Origin of the sequence: Salinicola tamaricis (genome assembly GCF_003006155.1) — a bacterium.
Classification (GTDB): Bacteria; Pseudomonadota; Gammaproteobacteria; order Pseudomonadales; family Halomonadaceae; genus Salinicola; species Salinicola tamaricis.
Window position 1 is genome coordinate 2,138,718 of the sequence record NZ_CP023559.1, and the last position, 14,622, is coordinate 2,153,339.

Genomic DNA, 14,622 nt, shown 5'->3' on the forward strand with positions numbered 1-14,622 from the left:
TCAGCCGTTGAGTTCCTGGGCCGCGGCGAGCACTTCGTCGACGTGGCCCGGTACCTTGACCCCGCGCCACTCGCGGGCGAGCTTGCCCTCGGTGTCGATCAGGAAGGTGCTGCGCTCCACGCCCAGGTGCTCTTTGCCGTACATCTTTTTGAGCTTGATCACGTCGAACTGACGGCACACTGCCTCGTCGCGATCCGAGATCAGCTCGAACGGAAAGCCCTGCTTGGCCTTGAAGTTCTCGTGTGCCTTGAGGCCGTCGCGGGAGACCCCGACCACTACGGTATTGGCGGCGCGGAAGGCGTCGATATTGTCGCGGAAGTCGCCCCCTTCGGTGGTACAGCCGGGGGTGCTGTCCTTGGGATAGAAGTAGATCACCACCTGCTGGCCGCGGTAGTCGCTGAGGCGGAAGGTGGTGTCGCTGGTGGCCTCGGCGGAGAAGTCCTCGACCGGTTGTCCGATGCTGAGTGTCATGCTGGCCTCCCATGAGCCGTGAAGACGGGGAAACAGGGGCACGCTTCGGCGGTTGATGCGAGTCAGCGTGCCACTGGCATCGAACGATAGCCGATCTCGGCGGTCAATGCTCGGTGGCGTGGGCGCCGCCGGGGGTAGCAGGGGCGGCGCTGCGGCTGTACAGGTCGCAGCAGCCTGAGTACCATTCGGTGTTTGCGAAAAGCGTAGCGCGGGCAGTGCCGCGGGCGTCCGGAGCGGCCTATCGGGCCTGGCGATGGCCTCCATTCTTTGGCCCGTGTCTTGTTTTTGGCCCATGTCTTGTTTTTGGTCCACGTCTTGGAATCCTGTGCCAGGCCCACGCGCCCGTCAGGTCATAAGGGAGAGAACCGCAACATGATCACAGGCAGCATCGTCGCCTTGGCGACACCGATGAAGCCCGGTGGCGAGATCGACTGGGAGGCGCTGCGCCGCCTGGTGAACTTCCATCTCGACCAGGGCACCGACGCCCATCGTCGCCGCCGGCACCACCGGTGAGCCGACCACCATGTCGTTCGCCGAACACTTCGACGTGATCCGCACCGTGGTGGAAGAGGTCGGCGGGCGCATCCCGGTGATCGCCGGGACCGGGGCCAACAACACCGCCGAGGCGGTGGAGCTGGCGCGCTACGCCAGCGAGGTCGGGGCCGACTGCTGCCTGTCCGTGGCACCCTACTACAACAAGCCGACCCAGGAAGGCTTGTACCAGCACTTCAAGGCGGTCGCCGAGGCCAGCGAGCTGCCGATCATTCTCTACAACGTGCCGGGGCGCACCTGCTCGGATATCTACAACGAGACCGTTTTCCGTCTCGCCGAGCTGGAGCGCATCGTCGGACTCAAGGATGCCACCGGCAATCTGGAGCGCGCCGAGGAGCTGATCGACCGTCTCAAGGGCAGCGACTTCGCGCTCTACTCCGGTGACGACCCCACCGCCTGCGACTTCATGCTGATGGGTGGCCACGGTGATATTTCGGTGACCGCCAACGTCGCGCCCAAGGCGATGCACGAGCTGTGCGTGGCCGCCGCTGGCGGCAACCACGAGCGTGCCCACCAGATCAACGCGCGCCTGGCGCCGCTGCATACCGCACTGGGGATCGAGTCCAATCCGATTCCGGTGAAGTGGGCGCTCAACCGCATGGGCTACGCCGACAAGGGCATTCGTCTGCCGCTGACCTGGCTCTCCGAGCGCTACCATGGCAGCGTCGGCGAGGCGCTGCAGCTGGCCGGAATCGAGACCGCGTGAGCCGGCCCCAGTCGCAGGCCGGATGCCGAATAGACTTGCTTCGAACAAAGGTGGATGCATGAAGCCCATCCTCAAAGGGATGCCCCTGGTGCTGTGCGCGACGCTGACGCTGTCGGGCTGTGGTCTGTTCCAGGATGGTTACTACTACAATCGCGACGACGAGTATCGCGATGCCAAGATGAGCGAACCGCTGCAGCTGCCATCGTCGAGCAACCCGATCCGCTATCAGGACTCGATGCCGGTGCCCCAGGCGGACAGCGACTTCATGGCCTCTTCGGATACCGACGCGCCGCGGCCGCAGCCGCTGGCGGCGGGGCCGAGCGAGGGGCAACCGTTCGTCGAGGCGCGCCAGGCGGGCAACGAGCGCTGGCTGCTGGTCAACGCCGCGCCGGCCAGTGTGTGGCCGCGGCTGCAGGGCTTCGCCGTCGACCACGGCGTACGCGCCACCGGTATCGATCCCGCCAAGGGGCGTATTCAGACCGAGCAGGGCGCGATCAGCCTGCGTCAGGGGCTGCGCAGCGGCACCAGTGAGGTGCGCTGCGACATCGGCGATGCCGGTCAGTGCCTGAGCGGGATCAAGGCCTATCTCGAAGCCAGCGGTGCCAGCGACAGCGGCGTCTCTCTGGCGGCCCAGCCGCTCGACCAGAGCGAGCGGGTCAAGCTGATCAACCGTGAGGGTACCTGGCAGCTCAATCTCGCCCTGGATGCCAATCGCGCTTGGTCCGAGCTCTACTACCAGCTCCAGAACGGTTTCGACCAGCAGCGGCTCAAGCTGGTCGACCAGAACCGCAGCGCCGGCGAGTTCTTCGTCGACTACCGCCCCGCGGATCAGGGCGGCGGCTGGTTCGACTGGTTCGGTGGCGGCGGTGACGATTACCGCTCGTATCGTCCTGCAGCTCGTGTCCAGGCCGCGCTTACCTCGGTGACCGTGACCGATCCCAAAGGCAAGCCGGTGCCGCCGGTCGACGCGCGCGACCTGCTCGACGCCATCGCCGCGACCCTGCGCTGATGGCGCAGGGGTCGCCGCTGGCGCCGGGTGCCGCGCCCGGGCTCTACTTCGCCTCGCTGGGCAGTGGCAGCAAGGGCAACGCGACCCTGGTCAGCGACGGCGAAACGCTGATCCTAGTCGACTGCGGTTTCGGCATGCGCGAGGCCGAGCGGCGCATGGCGCGGCTCGGCGTGCATCCGCGACAGCTCTCGGCGCTGCTGGTGACCCATGAGCACAGCGACCACATCACCGGCGTCGGCGCCTTGGCGCGGCGCTATCGCCTGCCGGTGCACCTGAGCGCCGGTAGCTGGCTCGCGGGCAAGCTCGGCGAGGTGCCCGAGCTCGATCTGCTCACGCCCCAGTCGCGCTTCGCCATCGGCGGGCTGGAGATCGATCCGGTGACCGTGCCCCACGATGCCCGCGAGCCGGTCCAGTTTCGGATCCGCGCCCAGGCGCGTAGCCTGGGGCTGCTGACCGACCTTGGCCATCCCACGGCGCACGTGGTCGAGGCGTTTCGCCACTGCGACGCGCTCTTCCTCGAGTGCAACCACGACCCGCGCATGCTTGCCGAGGGGCCTTATCCGCCTCACCTCAAGCGTCGCGTCGCCGGCCGCTGGGGGCATCTGGCCAACGCCCAGGCGGCGACCCTGCTGCAGCGGCTGGGCCTGGATCGGCTGGCGCGGATTGTGTGCTCGCACCTCTCGGCGCAAAATAACCACCCCGAACGCGTCCTGGAAACGCTGACGCCGCTGCTCGACGGCGACGAGTCGCGGCTGATGATCTCGACCCAGGACCACGGCACCGACTGGCAGCGGGTGGCCTGAACAGGCCGGCTTCTGCAGCGTTGCGCGACACCCAACCTCAAGACAGCCGCCCGACGGCGGCGACGCGGAGACAGCTCCATGCAAAAACGCGATCTTCTCTATGCCGGCAAGGCCAAGTCGGTCTATCTGAGCGATGACCCCCAGCGGCTGGTGCTGCACTTCCGCGACGACACCAGCGCCTTCGACGGCAAGAAGAAGGAAGCGCTGGAACGCAAGGGCATGGTCAACAACCGCTTCAACGCCTTCATCATGAGCAAGTTGGCCGAAGCGGGCATTCCCACCCATTTCGATCAACTGCTCTCCGATACCGAGTGCGTGGTCAAGAAGCTCGAGATGATCCCGGTGGAGTGCGTGGTGCGCAATCTGGCCGCGGGCGGCCTGGTGCGGCGTCTCGGGGTCGAAGAAGGTATCGCTCTGGAGCCGCCGACGTTCGAGCTGTTCCTCAAGAACGACGAGAAGGGCGACCCGATGATCAACGAGTCGCTGGCCGAGACCTTCGGCTGGGCGACCCCCGATCAGCTCGCGACCATGAAGTCGCTCACCTTCCGCGTCAACGAGGTGCTCAAGCAGCTGTTCCTCGATGGCGGCATGCTGCTGGTCGACTACAAGCTCGAGTTCGGCGTGTTCGATGGCGAGATCGTGCTCGGTGACGAGTTCTCCCCCGACGGCTGCCGCCTGTGGGACGCCGAGACCCGCGAGAAGATGGACAAGGATCGCTTCCGTCAGGGACTGGGCGGGGTGATCGAGGCCTACGAAGAGGTCGGCCGGCGTCTGGGCATGAGCTTCGACTGAGCGCGGCTGCCCGCCGCCAGGATAGCCTTGCGGCGCGATAGCCCAAGTGGCCCGAATGAACAGAGCCCCGGCACCCAAGTGCCGGGGCTCTCGTCGTTATGAGCACTCATTGTCAAACCCGCTAACGATGGGCGCCGGGGGCAGGGCAAAGCGAGGGTCCTTTGCCAGGGATGGCAAAGGTAGCGCCCAGGGATGGGTTCATAGCGCCCTCGCGACGCCCTGCCGCTGGATAAGCCCACGTCGTCCGCTGGTTCGGAAGGTTCGCGCGGATGCGGTGTGAGAGCCGCGCGTCAGTCGATCCGCTCGGCGCCGACGATGGTGATCGGCTGGGTCGGCACGTCGGCGTGCGGTCCGCGGCGGCCGGTGGGCGTCTCGGCGATCTTGTCGACGACATTCATGCCCGAGACCACGTGTCCGAACACGGTGTAGCCGGGGTTGTAGAGATCGCGATAGTTCAGCGCATCGTTGTCGACCAGATTGATGAAGAACTGGCTGGTGGCGGAGTCCGGGTTGGCGGTGCGCGCCATGGCGATGGTGCCACGGGTGTTTTTCAGACCGCTCTTCTCCAGCGGGATCGGGTCATGGGTCGGCTTGGGTTCGAGATCCGCATCCAGGCCGCCGCCCTGGATCATGAAGTCGGGAATGACCCGGTGGAACACCGTGCCCTGGTAGTGCCCCTCGTCGACATAGCGCAGAAAGTTGGCCACCGTGCGCGGCGCCGCCTTGGCGTCGAGTTCGAGCTCGATATTGCCCTGGCTGGTCTCCAGGCGCACGTGGGGATGATCGGCATCGGCCAGCGCCGAGGTCGAGAGCAGCGGCAGGGCGACGAGCCCGACCGCCAGGATCGATTTCAACATGTAGTAACGCTCCGGTCTTTGATATGAGCACCCTAGCGGGGGTGGCGTCACTAGGCCAGCCTAAGAGCTCATTTCCAAATCCTCTGACGATGGGCGCCGGGGGCAGGGCAGAGCGAGGGTCTTTTGCCAGGGATGGCAAAGGTAGCGCCCAGGGAGGGGTTCACAGCGCCCTCGCGACGCCCTGCCGCCGGATAAGCCCACGTCGTCTGGCAGTTGTGAAAGGCGTGCTAAACCGCTGGTGTCTCAGACCGCCCCGGACGCGCGCGGTTCGATAGCGACCACCTGCAGGCTGTCGCCGGTATCGTCCGACACCGCCCGGAAGCGCACATTGGCGTCGCGCAGGCAGACCCCGTACTCGCGCCCCGAGTCGCCGCCGGCTTTGGCGTGATAAGCCGGGCGCGGGTCCTGGGCCAGCACCTCCTCGATCAGTGCGCTCAGCCCGGCGCCGTCGGCATGTGCGGCGAGGGCGCGCCGGGCGCTGTCACTGAAGCGGACCGCCATGGGCGCGGGCGCAGCCGGAGCGAAGCCGGCCCGGGCCTGTGGTTGCGCTTCCGCCCACGGCAGATAGGGCCGGATGTCGACGATCGGGGTGGCGTCGCACAGGTCATGGCCGCGCAGATGCAGCTTCACCCGGCTGCGCCGGGCGGCCAGCGGCGAGCCGGCGATGGGCTCGGCGGCCGGTGTTGGCCGGGTGCTGAGTTCGACCTTCACCAGCTCTACCAGCGACAGCCCCAGGCGATTGGGGCGGTGGGTGCTGCGGCTGGCGAAGACCCCCACGCGCTGGTTGCCGCCCAGGCGTGGCGGGCGCACCCGTGGCGACCAGGTGGTCGGGCTGCGGTCGAACACGAAACTCAGCCACAGGTGGCTGAAGGCATCGATCCCTTCCACTGCCAGCGGGTCGTCGAATGCCGCCTCCAGATAGAGGATGGCACGCGCGCTGGGGGCCAGCCCCGGCTGGCGCGGAATGCCGAACTTGTCGGGGTAATCGCTGGCGAGAGTGCCGATCGGGGTCAGCGAAAGCGGCCCGGAGGGGGCGTCGAGTCTGGAATCTAGCGTGGTCAAGGCGGGCGTGTCCGAAGCCGATGATGGCGCCACCCCGTGCGGCAGCGCCGCGGCGGGGCGAGAAGGCGTCATGGTGGCGTTTGAGGCGGCCGCGCGCAATGCGCGGCATGCCCGTGACCCGCACCAGCGGGGCGACGACAGGGTAGCCGCGCGCCGGCCTAGCCGGATGCGCAGGCGGTGCCATACTGTCAGCTTCACACCCCCGCGAGCTGGCCCGAAGGAACGGGCCGCGCGCATCTCGACGGCGCCAGAGTCGCGCCATACCAGGGAGAGGTTGGATGAGTTTCCTACGCGTCTATCACGAGGCTGACGGCGAACAGCCGCTGTTGACGACCCACGAGCCCGAGCGCCTGCGCCTCGAACTCGACGCCAGTGCGATCCACTATCGCCATCACCCGCTGCCGGCAATGCCGGAGCGTGCGCCGAGCGAGGCGCTGCTGGCGCGCTACACGCGCGATCATCGACGAGGTCGGCCAGACCAGTGGCTGCCGGCGGGTCGAGCTGCGCGGGATGAGCCCGCGCTATCTCGACGACGGCAGCGCAGGCACGCTCGAGCGTGAGCGTCTCTCCAGCGAGTCGCGCAGTGACAGTGACAACTGGCACCTGCTGCTCCACGGCCAGGTGGTGTTCTATCTCCATCTCAATGGCCGCGTCTATGTCATCGGCTGTGAGCGTGGCGATCTGCTGTTGATCCCGGCGGGTGTACCGCACTGGTTCGACATGGGACCCAGCCCCGACTTCGTGGTCTTGAGTTGGAGCGATGAGACAGCGCATCATCTGCTGGAAACCACCAGCGACATTGCGCTGCGTTTTCCACGCTATGAAGCGCTCTACGCTGAAGTTGCCTAAACCCGGTGCTGGCCCGATGATGGCGCGGCTCACCACCCATGCCGAATCCGGAGAGACCCCGATGCTTGAACGTACCCGCTTTCGAGAAGCGCTGCCGCGGGATGCCGCTGATCAGGCCGAAGTCTTTCACCATGCGGTCATGGAGGGGGCGTCGAGCCGCTATACCCTGTCTCAGCGCGAGGCGTGGTCGGCGGCACTGCCGCGCACCGCCGAGGCGTGGATGGCGCGCCAGACCCTCTATCCGACCCTGGTCGCGGAGTGCGACGGCCACTGTGTCGGCTTCTGCGAGCGCGACGCTAACGACGGGCGCATCGAGACGCTCTATGTGTGGCCCGCGATCACCCGCCAGGGCGTCGGCTCGCGACTGCTCGAACTGTCACTGGAGGCGCTGCTCGACGCCGGTCACAGCCGCGTGCTGATCGATGCCAGTCTGATGCTGGCACCGGCGCTGGAGTCGCGTGGCTGGACCCGACTCGCCGAGGAAACCGTGGAGCGCTTCGGCGAGTCGCTGCCGCGGGTGCGGCTGGCCTTTAGTCGATCGGACACGCCCTGAGCCCTGGCCCATGGCTTTCCCTGTCGCAGGGAATCCGGTACAGTCGCTTGCATTATGAAAGTGAGCGAAGAGCCCGACCTCTGCCCCATCGCCCGCGCGCTGGCCTGCGTGGGCGATAGCTGGACGCTGCTGATCCTGCGCGACGCCTTCCAGGGGGCGACGCGCTTCGATCAGTTCCAGCGCGGTCTCGGCATTGCTTCCAACATGCTCACCCGGCGTCTCGAGCGCATGGTCGACAATGGCCTGCTCGAAAAGCACCGCTATCAGAGCCGTCCGCCGCGCTTCGAATATCGATTGACCGACAAGGGGCGGGGTCTGGCCCCGGTGCTGTTGACGCTCTACGCCTGGGGCGAACACCACCTGCCGATCGCCGCCCGCGGGGTCGAACTGGTGCATCGCGATAGCGGCGAGCCGATCGTGCCGGTCATCTACGACCACCACCAGGGCATCCCGCTGGTACCGCGCGATGTGATGATGGTCGCCGGCCCTGACGCCACGCCAGCGATGCGCCAGCGCGCCGAGCGGGCCCGGGCCCAGGGGGAGGCCCTGTTCAGCTCTGCCATGCAGGATACCGCCACGGTGGACACCGCTGCGGCGACAGACCCATGCACCGAGGCCGCCGTTACCCCATCCGCCGAGATTACCGGCCAGCGGCCGCAGTAATAGTGATATTCGATCAACGACCAGTAAGGACAACGTCATGCGACGTATCGTAGTGACAGGTATGGGCATTCTTTCGCCGCTGGGCTGCCAGCTGGAGACCGTCTGGCAGCGCCTGCTCTCCGGTGCTTCCGGGCTGCGCCGCCTGCCCGCAGAGACCGTCGAAGGTCTCGCCGTCGGCGTCGGCGGCCCGGTGCCCAGCATCGAAGAGGACAGCGCCGGGTTCGATCTCGACCGCGCCATCGACCCCAAGGAGCGGCGCAAGATGGACCGTTTCATCCAGATGGCGGTGGTGGCCGCCGACGACGCGCTCAAACAGGCCAACTGGTACCCTCAGAGCGAAGACGAGAAGACTCGCACCGCGACCCTGATCGGCTCGGGGATCGGCGGCTTCCCGGCGATCGCCGATGCGGTACGCACCACCGACAGCCGCGGCCCGCGACGGCTGTCGCCGTTCACCATTCCGTCGTTCCTGGCCAACCTGGCCTGCGGCCATATCTCGATTCGTCACGGCTTCAAGGGGCCGCTGGGTGCCCCGGTGACCGCCTGTGCGGCCGGCCTGCAGGCGATCGGCGACGCCGCGCGCATGATCCATGCCGGTGAGGCAGAGATCGCCGTGTGTGGCGGCAGTGAAGCGTGCATCGACCGCGTGAGCCTGGGTGGCTTCGCCGCAGCCAAGGCGCTCTCCAGCCACTACAACGAGACCCCCGAAGCGGCCTCGCGGCCGTTCGATCAGGGCCGTGACGGCTTCGTCATGGGCGAGGGCGCCGGGGTGATCGTGATCGAGACCCTGGAGCACGCCCAGGCCCGTGGCGCCACGCCGATCGCCGAGCTGGTCGGCTACGGCACCACCTCGGATGCCTACCACCTGACCGCCGGGCCGGAGGATGGCGAGGGCGCCGCCCGGGCGATGCAGATCGCGCTGCGTCAGGCCGGCCTGGCCCCCAGCGACATCGCTCACCTCAACGCCCATGCGACCTCGACTCCGGTGGGTGACCGTGGCGAGCTGGCCGCGGTCAAGCGTGTCTTCGGCGCGAGCACCGCCCGGCGATCAGCGCGACCAAGGCCGCCACCGCCACCTGCTCGGCGCCGCAGGCGGCGTCGAGGCGATCTTCACCCTGCTGGCGCTGCGTGATCAGGTCGCGCCGGTGACCCGAAACTATCTCGACCCCGACCCATTGGCCGCGGAGATGGACGTGGTTCATGGCGAGTCGCGCCCGATGGCGATGGAGCACGCGATCTGCAACGCCTTCGGCTTCGGCGGGGTGAATGCGAGCGTGATCTTCAAGCGCTTCGAGGGCTGAAACGGGCGGAGCTTGCCAGCGTTTCAGCGGACTCGACGAAAGACGCGTGCCAGCGGTGATACCGCTGGCACGCGTCGTTTGAGTTGCTCAGCTCAAGACACCAAGCCACAGACGCAAAGCCTGAGCGCCAGGTCTGCAAAGCCAGGTCTGCAAAGCTAGAGCCAGCGCCGAGCGTCAGGCCATGGTATCGACGATACCGCCTTCGACCCGCATCGCCGCGCCAGTGGTGGCGCTGGCCTGCTCGGAGGCCAGATAGACGCTCAGATTGGCGACCTCTTCGACCTCGGCCACCCGCTGGATGATCGAGGAAGGGCGGTTGTCCTTGACGAAGTTGGCTTCCGCCTCGGCCTCGCTTACCCCCTGCTCCGCGGCCATCTTGGCGATCATCTTGCCCACGCCTTCCGACTTGGTCGGCCCCGGCAGCACCGCGTTGACGGTGACCCGGGTGCCTGACAGCACCTTGGCCAGCCCGCGCGAGATCGACTGTACCGCGCTCTTGGTCATGCCGTAGTGGACCATCTCGGCGGGAATATTGAGCGCCGACTCGCTGGAGAGGAACTGGATGCGACCCCAGTCGCGCTGCTTCATACCCTGGGCATAGTGGCGCGACAGGCGCACTGCGCTCATCACGTTGACGTCGAAGAACTGCTGCCACTCGGCGTCTTCGATCTCGAAAAAGTCCTTGGGCCCGAAGATGCCGACGTTGTTGATCAGGATGTCGCACTCGGGGCGCGCCGCAATCAGCGTCTGGCAGCCATCGGCGCTGCCCAGATCGGCGGCTACGCCGTCGATGCTGGCGCCGGGCACCTCGCGGGTGAGGGTGGCGATCGCCTGGTCGACGCGCGCCTGTGTACGCCCGGTCACGGTGACACTAGCGCCGGCCTGGGCCAGCCCCTTGGCGATGGCCAGGCCGATACCGGCGGTGGAGCCAGTGACGATGGCGTGCTTGGTGCTGAGATCGATCTGCATACAAACCTCCTTGAGAGGGTGTTTACAAAATGCCTACGCTCGGCAATACGGCGTTAAAATCGGCCTCAAAATGCTCATTTACCCCATGTAAACTCCGCTTTTTCGACCGATTTTGCCTTGTCTTGCCTTCGCTCGACGAATTTGTAAACACCCTCTGAGTCCGGGAATCGAAGCCGGGGAACACACGGACGCTCCGAGGTGCTATTGCGCCTGTCCGGGCGCTGGCGTGGCCCTCAAGCGTGCCTTTCACAACCGCTGGGCGAACGTGGGCTTATCCGGCGGCAGGGCGTCGCGAGGGCGCTGTGAACCCCTCCCTGGGCGCTACCTTTGCCATCCCTGGCAAAGGACCCTCGCTTTGCCCTACCCCCGGCGCCCATCGCCAGGGGGGAATGGGCTCCAAGGGCACCGCGCAGGTAGACTGCCGAGTAGCAGTGCGCCTGCCCGCACCTTGGGTCAGCGTGTCGCACCGGCTTCACGTGACTTTCAAGCGTAGGACGCTTTTCGCAATTTGCCGTCCCATCGCTGAAAGCCCCGCGCCAGGCGCCTGCTTATACTCGATGGCATACTCTGCGAATGCCGGGCGCGCTGAGCGCCCGGGTTCGTCCTGGCCCGGCGTGTACGCCAGCCCGCCGCCAGGAACACCGCATCCAACCGTGAGGAGACCACGATGGCCGCAAGCCCGACGAGAGACGAATTCGACCGCTACATGATGCCCAACTACTCGCCGCAGCAGGCGATTCCGGTGCGCGGCGAGGGCAGCCGCCTGTGGGATCAGGCGGGCAAGGAGTACATCGACTTCGCCGGGGCATTGCGGTCAACGCGCTGGGCCACTGCCATCCCAAACTGGTCGACGCCCTGACCACTCAGGCCAACAAACTGTGGCACCTCTCCAACGTCTACACCAACGAGCCGGCGCTGAATCTGGCACGCGAGCTGGTCTCGCGCACCTTCGCCGACAAGGTCTACTTCTGCTCCTCCGGTGGCGAGGCCAACGAAGCGGCATTTAAGCTGGCGCGGCGCTGGGCGTTCGACAACTTCGGTGAGCGCAAGCACAAGATCATCTCGTTCAAGCAGGGCTTCCACGGGCGCACCCTGTTCACCGTCAGCGTCGGCGGTCAGCCCAAGTACTCCGAAGGTTTCGGTCCGGTGCCGGGTGGCATTCACCACGCCCGCTTCAACGATCTCGACAGCGTGCGCGAGCTGATCGACGACGACACCTGCGCGGTGGTGGTCGAACCGATCCAGGGTGAGGGCGGCGTGACGCCGGCGACGCCCGAGTTCCTGCAGGGGCTGCGCGAGCTGTGCGATCGTCACCAGGCGCTGCTGGTGGTCGACGAAGTACAGTCAGGTGTCGGCCGCAGCGGCAAGCTCTACACCTACATGCACTACGGCGTGATCCCGGACATCCTGACCTCGGCCAAGGCCCTGGGCGGCGGCTTCCCGATCGGCGCCATGCTCACCACCGACCGCGTCGCCCCGTCGCTGGCGGTGGGCACCCACGGCTCCACCTACGGCGGCAACGCGCTGGCCTGCGCGGTGGGGCTGGCGGCACTGACCACCATCGATACCTCCGAGGTGCTCGAGGGCGTCGAGCGCCGGCATGCGCTGTTCCGCGAGCATCTCGACGTGATCAACCGCAAGTACGGCGTGTTCAAGGAGATCCGCGGCATGGGGCTGCTGATCGGTGCGGAGATGAGCGACGCCTACGAGGGCAAGGCGCGGGATATCCTGCCGCTGGCGCTCGAAGAGGGGCTGATGGCGCTGGTCGCCGGTCCCAACGTGCTGCGCATGGCGCCGTCGCTGGTGATCCCCGAGGCGGACATCCAGGAGGGCATGGCGCGCCTGGAATTGGCCATCGAACGCCTCGTCTCAGCCAGTGAGTGAGTCGACCGGCATGCGTGGCATCGACCCCGCGACCCGCGCCGGCGAGGCCGCGCGGGAGGCCGGCCAGCTGCTGGTGCGTCCGGCCCAGGCGTCCGATCTCGGCGCCATCGAGCGTCTGGCCAGCAGTGCCACGCCGCGGCTGACCAACCTGCCGGCCCACCGTGACCGCCTCGAGGAGCGCATCGCGCGCTCCTGCCGGGCGCTCTCCCACAACGTCGATTTCCCCGGCGACGAGAGCTACACCTTCGTGCTCGAAGACCGCGAGATCGGCGAGATCGTGGGGACCGCGACCATTCGCGCCCAGGCCGGGGCTCAGGACGTCTACTACACCTACCGTCAGGAGACCCTGATCCACGCCTCGCAGCAGCTCAACCTGCGCCATGAGGTGCAGACGCTGTCGCTCTCCCACGAGATGTCCGAGGTGTCGCTGCTGTGCGCGCTGTCGCTGGATGCGCGCTATCGCGGTACCAGTGCCGCCTCGCTGCTGCGGCGCGCGCGGCTGATGTTCATCGCCCAGTATCCGGAGCGCTTCGCCGACACCCTGGGGGTGGCCTTCCCCGGTTATCTCGACGAGAGCGGGGCGTCGCCATTCTGGGATAGCGTCGGGCGGCACTTCTTCAACCACGGCTACCACGAGATCAATCAGCTCGCCGGGGTGCGCTCGAAGAGCTTCATCGCCGAGGTGATGCCGCAGTTCCCGCTCTACCTGCCGCTGCTGACGCCCCAGGCGCGCTCGGCGATCGGGCGTGAGCATCCGGCCCACGAGCCGGCACTGGGCGAGATGCTGGCAGAGGGCTTCGTGCGCTCGCGCCACGTGGATATCTTCGATGCCGGGCCGGTCCTGCGCGGCGAGCGCGCACGCCTGCGCACGCTCAACCACTGCGGCTGGCACCCGGTACGCATTCGCCCGGCGGCCTCGCTGCCGGACGCCGAGCCGGCGATGGTGGCCAACCAGCGTCTGGCCGATTTTCGCTGCACCGTGGCCCGCTACGCGCTGACGCCCACCGGCCAGCTACTGCTCTCCGAGGCCCAGGCCGAGCTGCTCGGCGTGGAGGAGGGGCGGGCGGTCCTGGTCGCGCCGCTGGCGCTGCCGGACGTCGAGGATGCATTGGACGAGGGAGACCTGTAATGCGTCTGAGACCCATCAGCCATCACGATATCGATGAACTCAAGTCGCTGGCTCAGGAGACCGGGGTCGGGTTCACCTCGTTGCCCAACGATCACGACTTCCTCGTCGCCAAGATCGACAAGGCGGTAGCGGCCTTCGAGGGCCGTGTACCCGCCTGCGAGCGGCTCTACTTCTTCGTGCTCGAAGACGAGCAGAGCGGCGAGTTGGCCGGCTGCTGCGCCATCGAGGCGGAGGTCGGGCGCGAGACGCCCTTCTATCACTACCGGGTGGGCAAGCTCGCCCACTCCTCGGTCCAGCTCGATCTGCATCGCACCATCGATACGCTGTTCTTGAGCTCCGACCACACCGGCGATGCCGAGGTCGCCTCGCTGTTCCTGCGCCCGGCCTACCGCCGCGACCGTAACGGTACGCTGCTCTCCAAGGCGCGCTGGCTGTTCATGGCGGAGTTCCGCGATGGCTTCCCGGACAAGGTGCTCGCCGAGATGCGCGGGGTGATCGATGCCGACGGTATCAGCCCGTTCTGGCAGTGTCTGGGCAGCCATTTCTTCCCCATGGAGTTCAAGCAGGCGGATCAGCTCACCGGGCTGGGCCAGAAGAGCTTCATTGGCGAGCTGATGCCCAAGTACCCGATCTACACGCCGTTCCTGCCCGAGGCGGCGCGGGCGTGCATCGGTCAGGTCCATGAGCAGACCCGCCCGGCGCTGGAGATGCTCAAGAAAGAGGGGCTGCGCTGGGAAGGCTATATCGACATCTTCGATGGCGGCCCCACCGTGGAGGCCTATATCGATGACGTGGGCGCCATTCGCCACTCGCAGCGGGCACTGGTCGAGGTCAGCGGCGGCGAGCTCGACCACGCCGAGCGGCCTAGCTGGCTGGCGGCGACCACCGGCATGGCGGATTTCCGCTGCAGCTTCATCGGTCGCGGCCCCGATGCCGATGGCGTGGTCCACCTGAGCGAGACGGAAGCGCAGCGCCTGAACGTGACCGGCGGCGACGCCCTGCGCCTGCTGCAGACCTGACCT

Annotated in this window: 15 protein-coding genes and 2 pseudogenes; 13 read left to right on the forward strand and 4 right to left on the reverse strand. The window is 67.0% G+C overall.

All coding sequences use genetic code 11. From position 1 onward, the window contains the following. Positions 1–471, reverse strand: a complete 471-nt coding sequence (locus CN538_RS09835) for a peroxiredoxin (RefSeq protein ID WP_106419308.1) — start codon at positions 469–471, stop codon at positions 1–3. 372 nt (positions 472–843) lie between these two features. Between CN538_RS09835 and dapA the strand changes: the two are divergent. The 4 genes and pseudogenes from dapA to purC all read left to right on the forward strand — a co-directional run bounded on the left by dapA (position 844) and on the right by purC (position 4,333). Then, a pseudogene (dapA, locus tag CN538_RS09840) lies at positions 844–1,729 on the forward strand (4-hydroxy-tetrahydrodipicolinate synthase). 58 nt (positions 1,730–1,787) lie between these two features. Then, positions 1,788–2,738, forward strand: a complete 951-nt coding sequence (locus CN538_RS09845) for an outer membrane protein assembly factor BamC (RefSeq protein ID WP_106419309.1) — start codon at positions 1,788–1,790, stop codon at positions 2,736–2,738. Further along, positions 2,738–3,541, forward strand: coding sequence for an MBL fold metallo-hydrolase (locus CN538_RS09850; protein WP_106419310.1), 804 nt, complete (start codon positions 2,738–2,740; stop codon positions 3,539–3,541). Before CN538_RS09845 ends, CN538_RS09850 begins: the two co-directional genes overlap by 1 nt. A 78-nt stretch (positions 3,542–3,619) precedes the next feature. Next, positions 3,620–4,333 (forward strand): phosphoribosylaminoimidazolesuccinocarboxamide synthase, encoded by a 714-nt coding sequence (gene purC / locus CN538_RS09855; protein ID WP_106419311.1) that lies wholly within the window; start codon positions 3,620–3,622, stop codon positions 4,331–4,333. A 290-nt stretch (positions 4,334–4,623) separates the two neighbouring features. On the opposite strand, the gene CN538_RS09860 is transcribed toward purC, so the two are convergent. Further along, complete coding sequence (locus CN538_RS09860; protein ID WP_106419312.1) at positions 4,624–5,190, reverse strand: peptidylprolyl isomerase; 567 nt, start codon at positions 5,188–5,190, stop codon at positions 4,624–4,626. A 243-nt stretch (positions 5,191–5,433) separates the two neighbouring features. Continuing rightward, positions 5,434–6,252: a tRNA (N6-threonylcarbamoyladenosine(37)-N6)-methyltransferase TrmO gene (gene tsaA, locus CN538_RS09865; protein WP_242494952.1), complete on the reverse strand. Its 819-nt coding sequence runs from the start codon at positions 6,250–6,252 to the stop codon at positions 5,434–5,436. A gap of 278 nt (positions 6,253–6,530) precedes the next feature. On the opposite strand from tsaA, the gene CN538_RS19905 reads away from it, so the two are divergent. From CN538_RS19905 to CN538_RS25180, 6 genes are all read left to right on the forward strand, one after another. Further along, positions 6,531–6,812, forward strand: coding sequence for a hypothetical protein (locus tag CN538_RS19905; protein WP_129591344.1), 282 nt, complete (start codon positions 6,531–6,533; stop codon positions 6,810–6,812). Continuing rightward, the gene (locus CN538_RS09870; RefSeq protein WP_106419314.1) at positions 6,763–7,101 is read left to right on the forward strand and encodes a hypothetical protein; all 339 of its coding nucleotides are present in this window, start codon (positions 6,763–6,765) and stop codon (positions 7,099–7,101) included. The genes CN538_RS19905 and CN538_RS09870 overlap by 50 nt, the downstream gene beginning before the upstream one ends. Before the next feature lie 61 nt (positions 7,102–7,162). After that, on the forward strand, positions 7,163–7,654 hold the full coding sequence (locus CN538_RS09875) for a GNAT family N-acetyltransferase (protein ID WP_106420615.1): 492 nt from the start codon (positions 7,163–7,165) through the stop codon (positions 7,652–7,654). A 54-nt stretch (positions 7,655–7,708) separates the two neighbouring features. Beyond that, positions 7,709–8,317 carry a winged helix-turn-helix transcriptional regulator gene (locus tag CN538_RS09880; RefSeq protein WP_106419315.1) on the forward strand — a complete coding sequence of 203 codons (609 nt, stop codon included), beginning with the start codon at positions 7,709–7,711 and terminating at the stop codon, positions 8,315–8,317. 37 nt (positions 8,318–8,354) lie between these two features. Further along, complete coding sequence (locus CN538_RS09885; RefSeq protein ID WP_340638086.1) at positions 8,355–9,449, forward strand: beta-ketoacyl-ACP synthase; 1,095 nt, start codon at positions 8,355–8,357, stop codon at positions 9,447–9,449. After that, positions 9,337–9,618 (forward strand): hypothetical protein, encoded by a 282-nt coding sequence (locus tag CN538_RS25180; RefSeq protein ID WP_340638087.1) that lies wholly within the window; start codon positions 9,337–9,339, stop codon positions 9,616–9,618. Before CN538_RS09885 ends, CN538_RS25180 begins: the two co-directional genes overlap by 113 nt. A 174-nt stretch (positions 9,619–9,792) precedes the next feature. Here CN538_RS25180 and CN538_RS09890 read toward each other — a convergent pair whose 3' ends face one another. Continuing rightward, positions 9,793–10,587, reverse strand: coding sequence for an SDR family NAD(P)-dependent oxidoreductase (locus CN538_RS09890; protein ID WP_106419316.1), 795 nt, complete (start codon positions 10,585–10,587; stop codon positions 9,793–9,795). A 667-nt stretch (positions 10,588–11,254) separates the two neighbouring features. On the opposite strand from CN538_RS09890, the pseudogene CN538_RS09895 reads away from it, so the two are divergent. The 3 genes and pseudogenes from CN538_RS09895 to astA all read left to right on the forward strand — a co-directional run bounded on the left by CN538_RS09895 (position 11,255) and on the right by astA (position 14,619). Then, positions 11,255–12,471 (forward strand): annotated as a pseudogene (locus tag CN538_RS09895) (aspartate aminotransferase family protein). A gap of 10 nt (positions 12,472–12,481) precedes the next feature. Then, positions 12,482–13,600, forward strand: coding sequence for an arginine N-succinyltransferase (locus tag CN538_RS09900; protein ID WP_106419317.1), 1,119 nt, complete (start codon positions 12,482–12,484; stop codon positions 13,598–13,600). Beyond that, positions 13,600–14,619, forward strand: coding sequence for an arginine N-succinyltransferase (astA, locus tag CN538_RS09905; RefSeq protein ID WP_106419318.1), 1,020 nt, complete (start codon positions 13,600–13,602; stop codon positions 14,617–14,619). The genes CN538_RS09900 and astA overlap by 1 nt, the downstream gene beginning before the upstream one ends. The last annotated feature ends 3 nt before the right edge of the window (positions 14,620–14,622 follow it).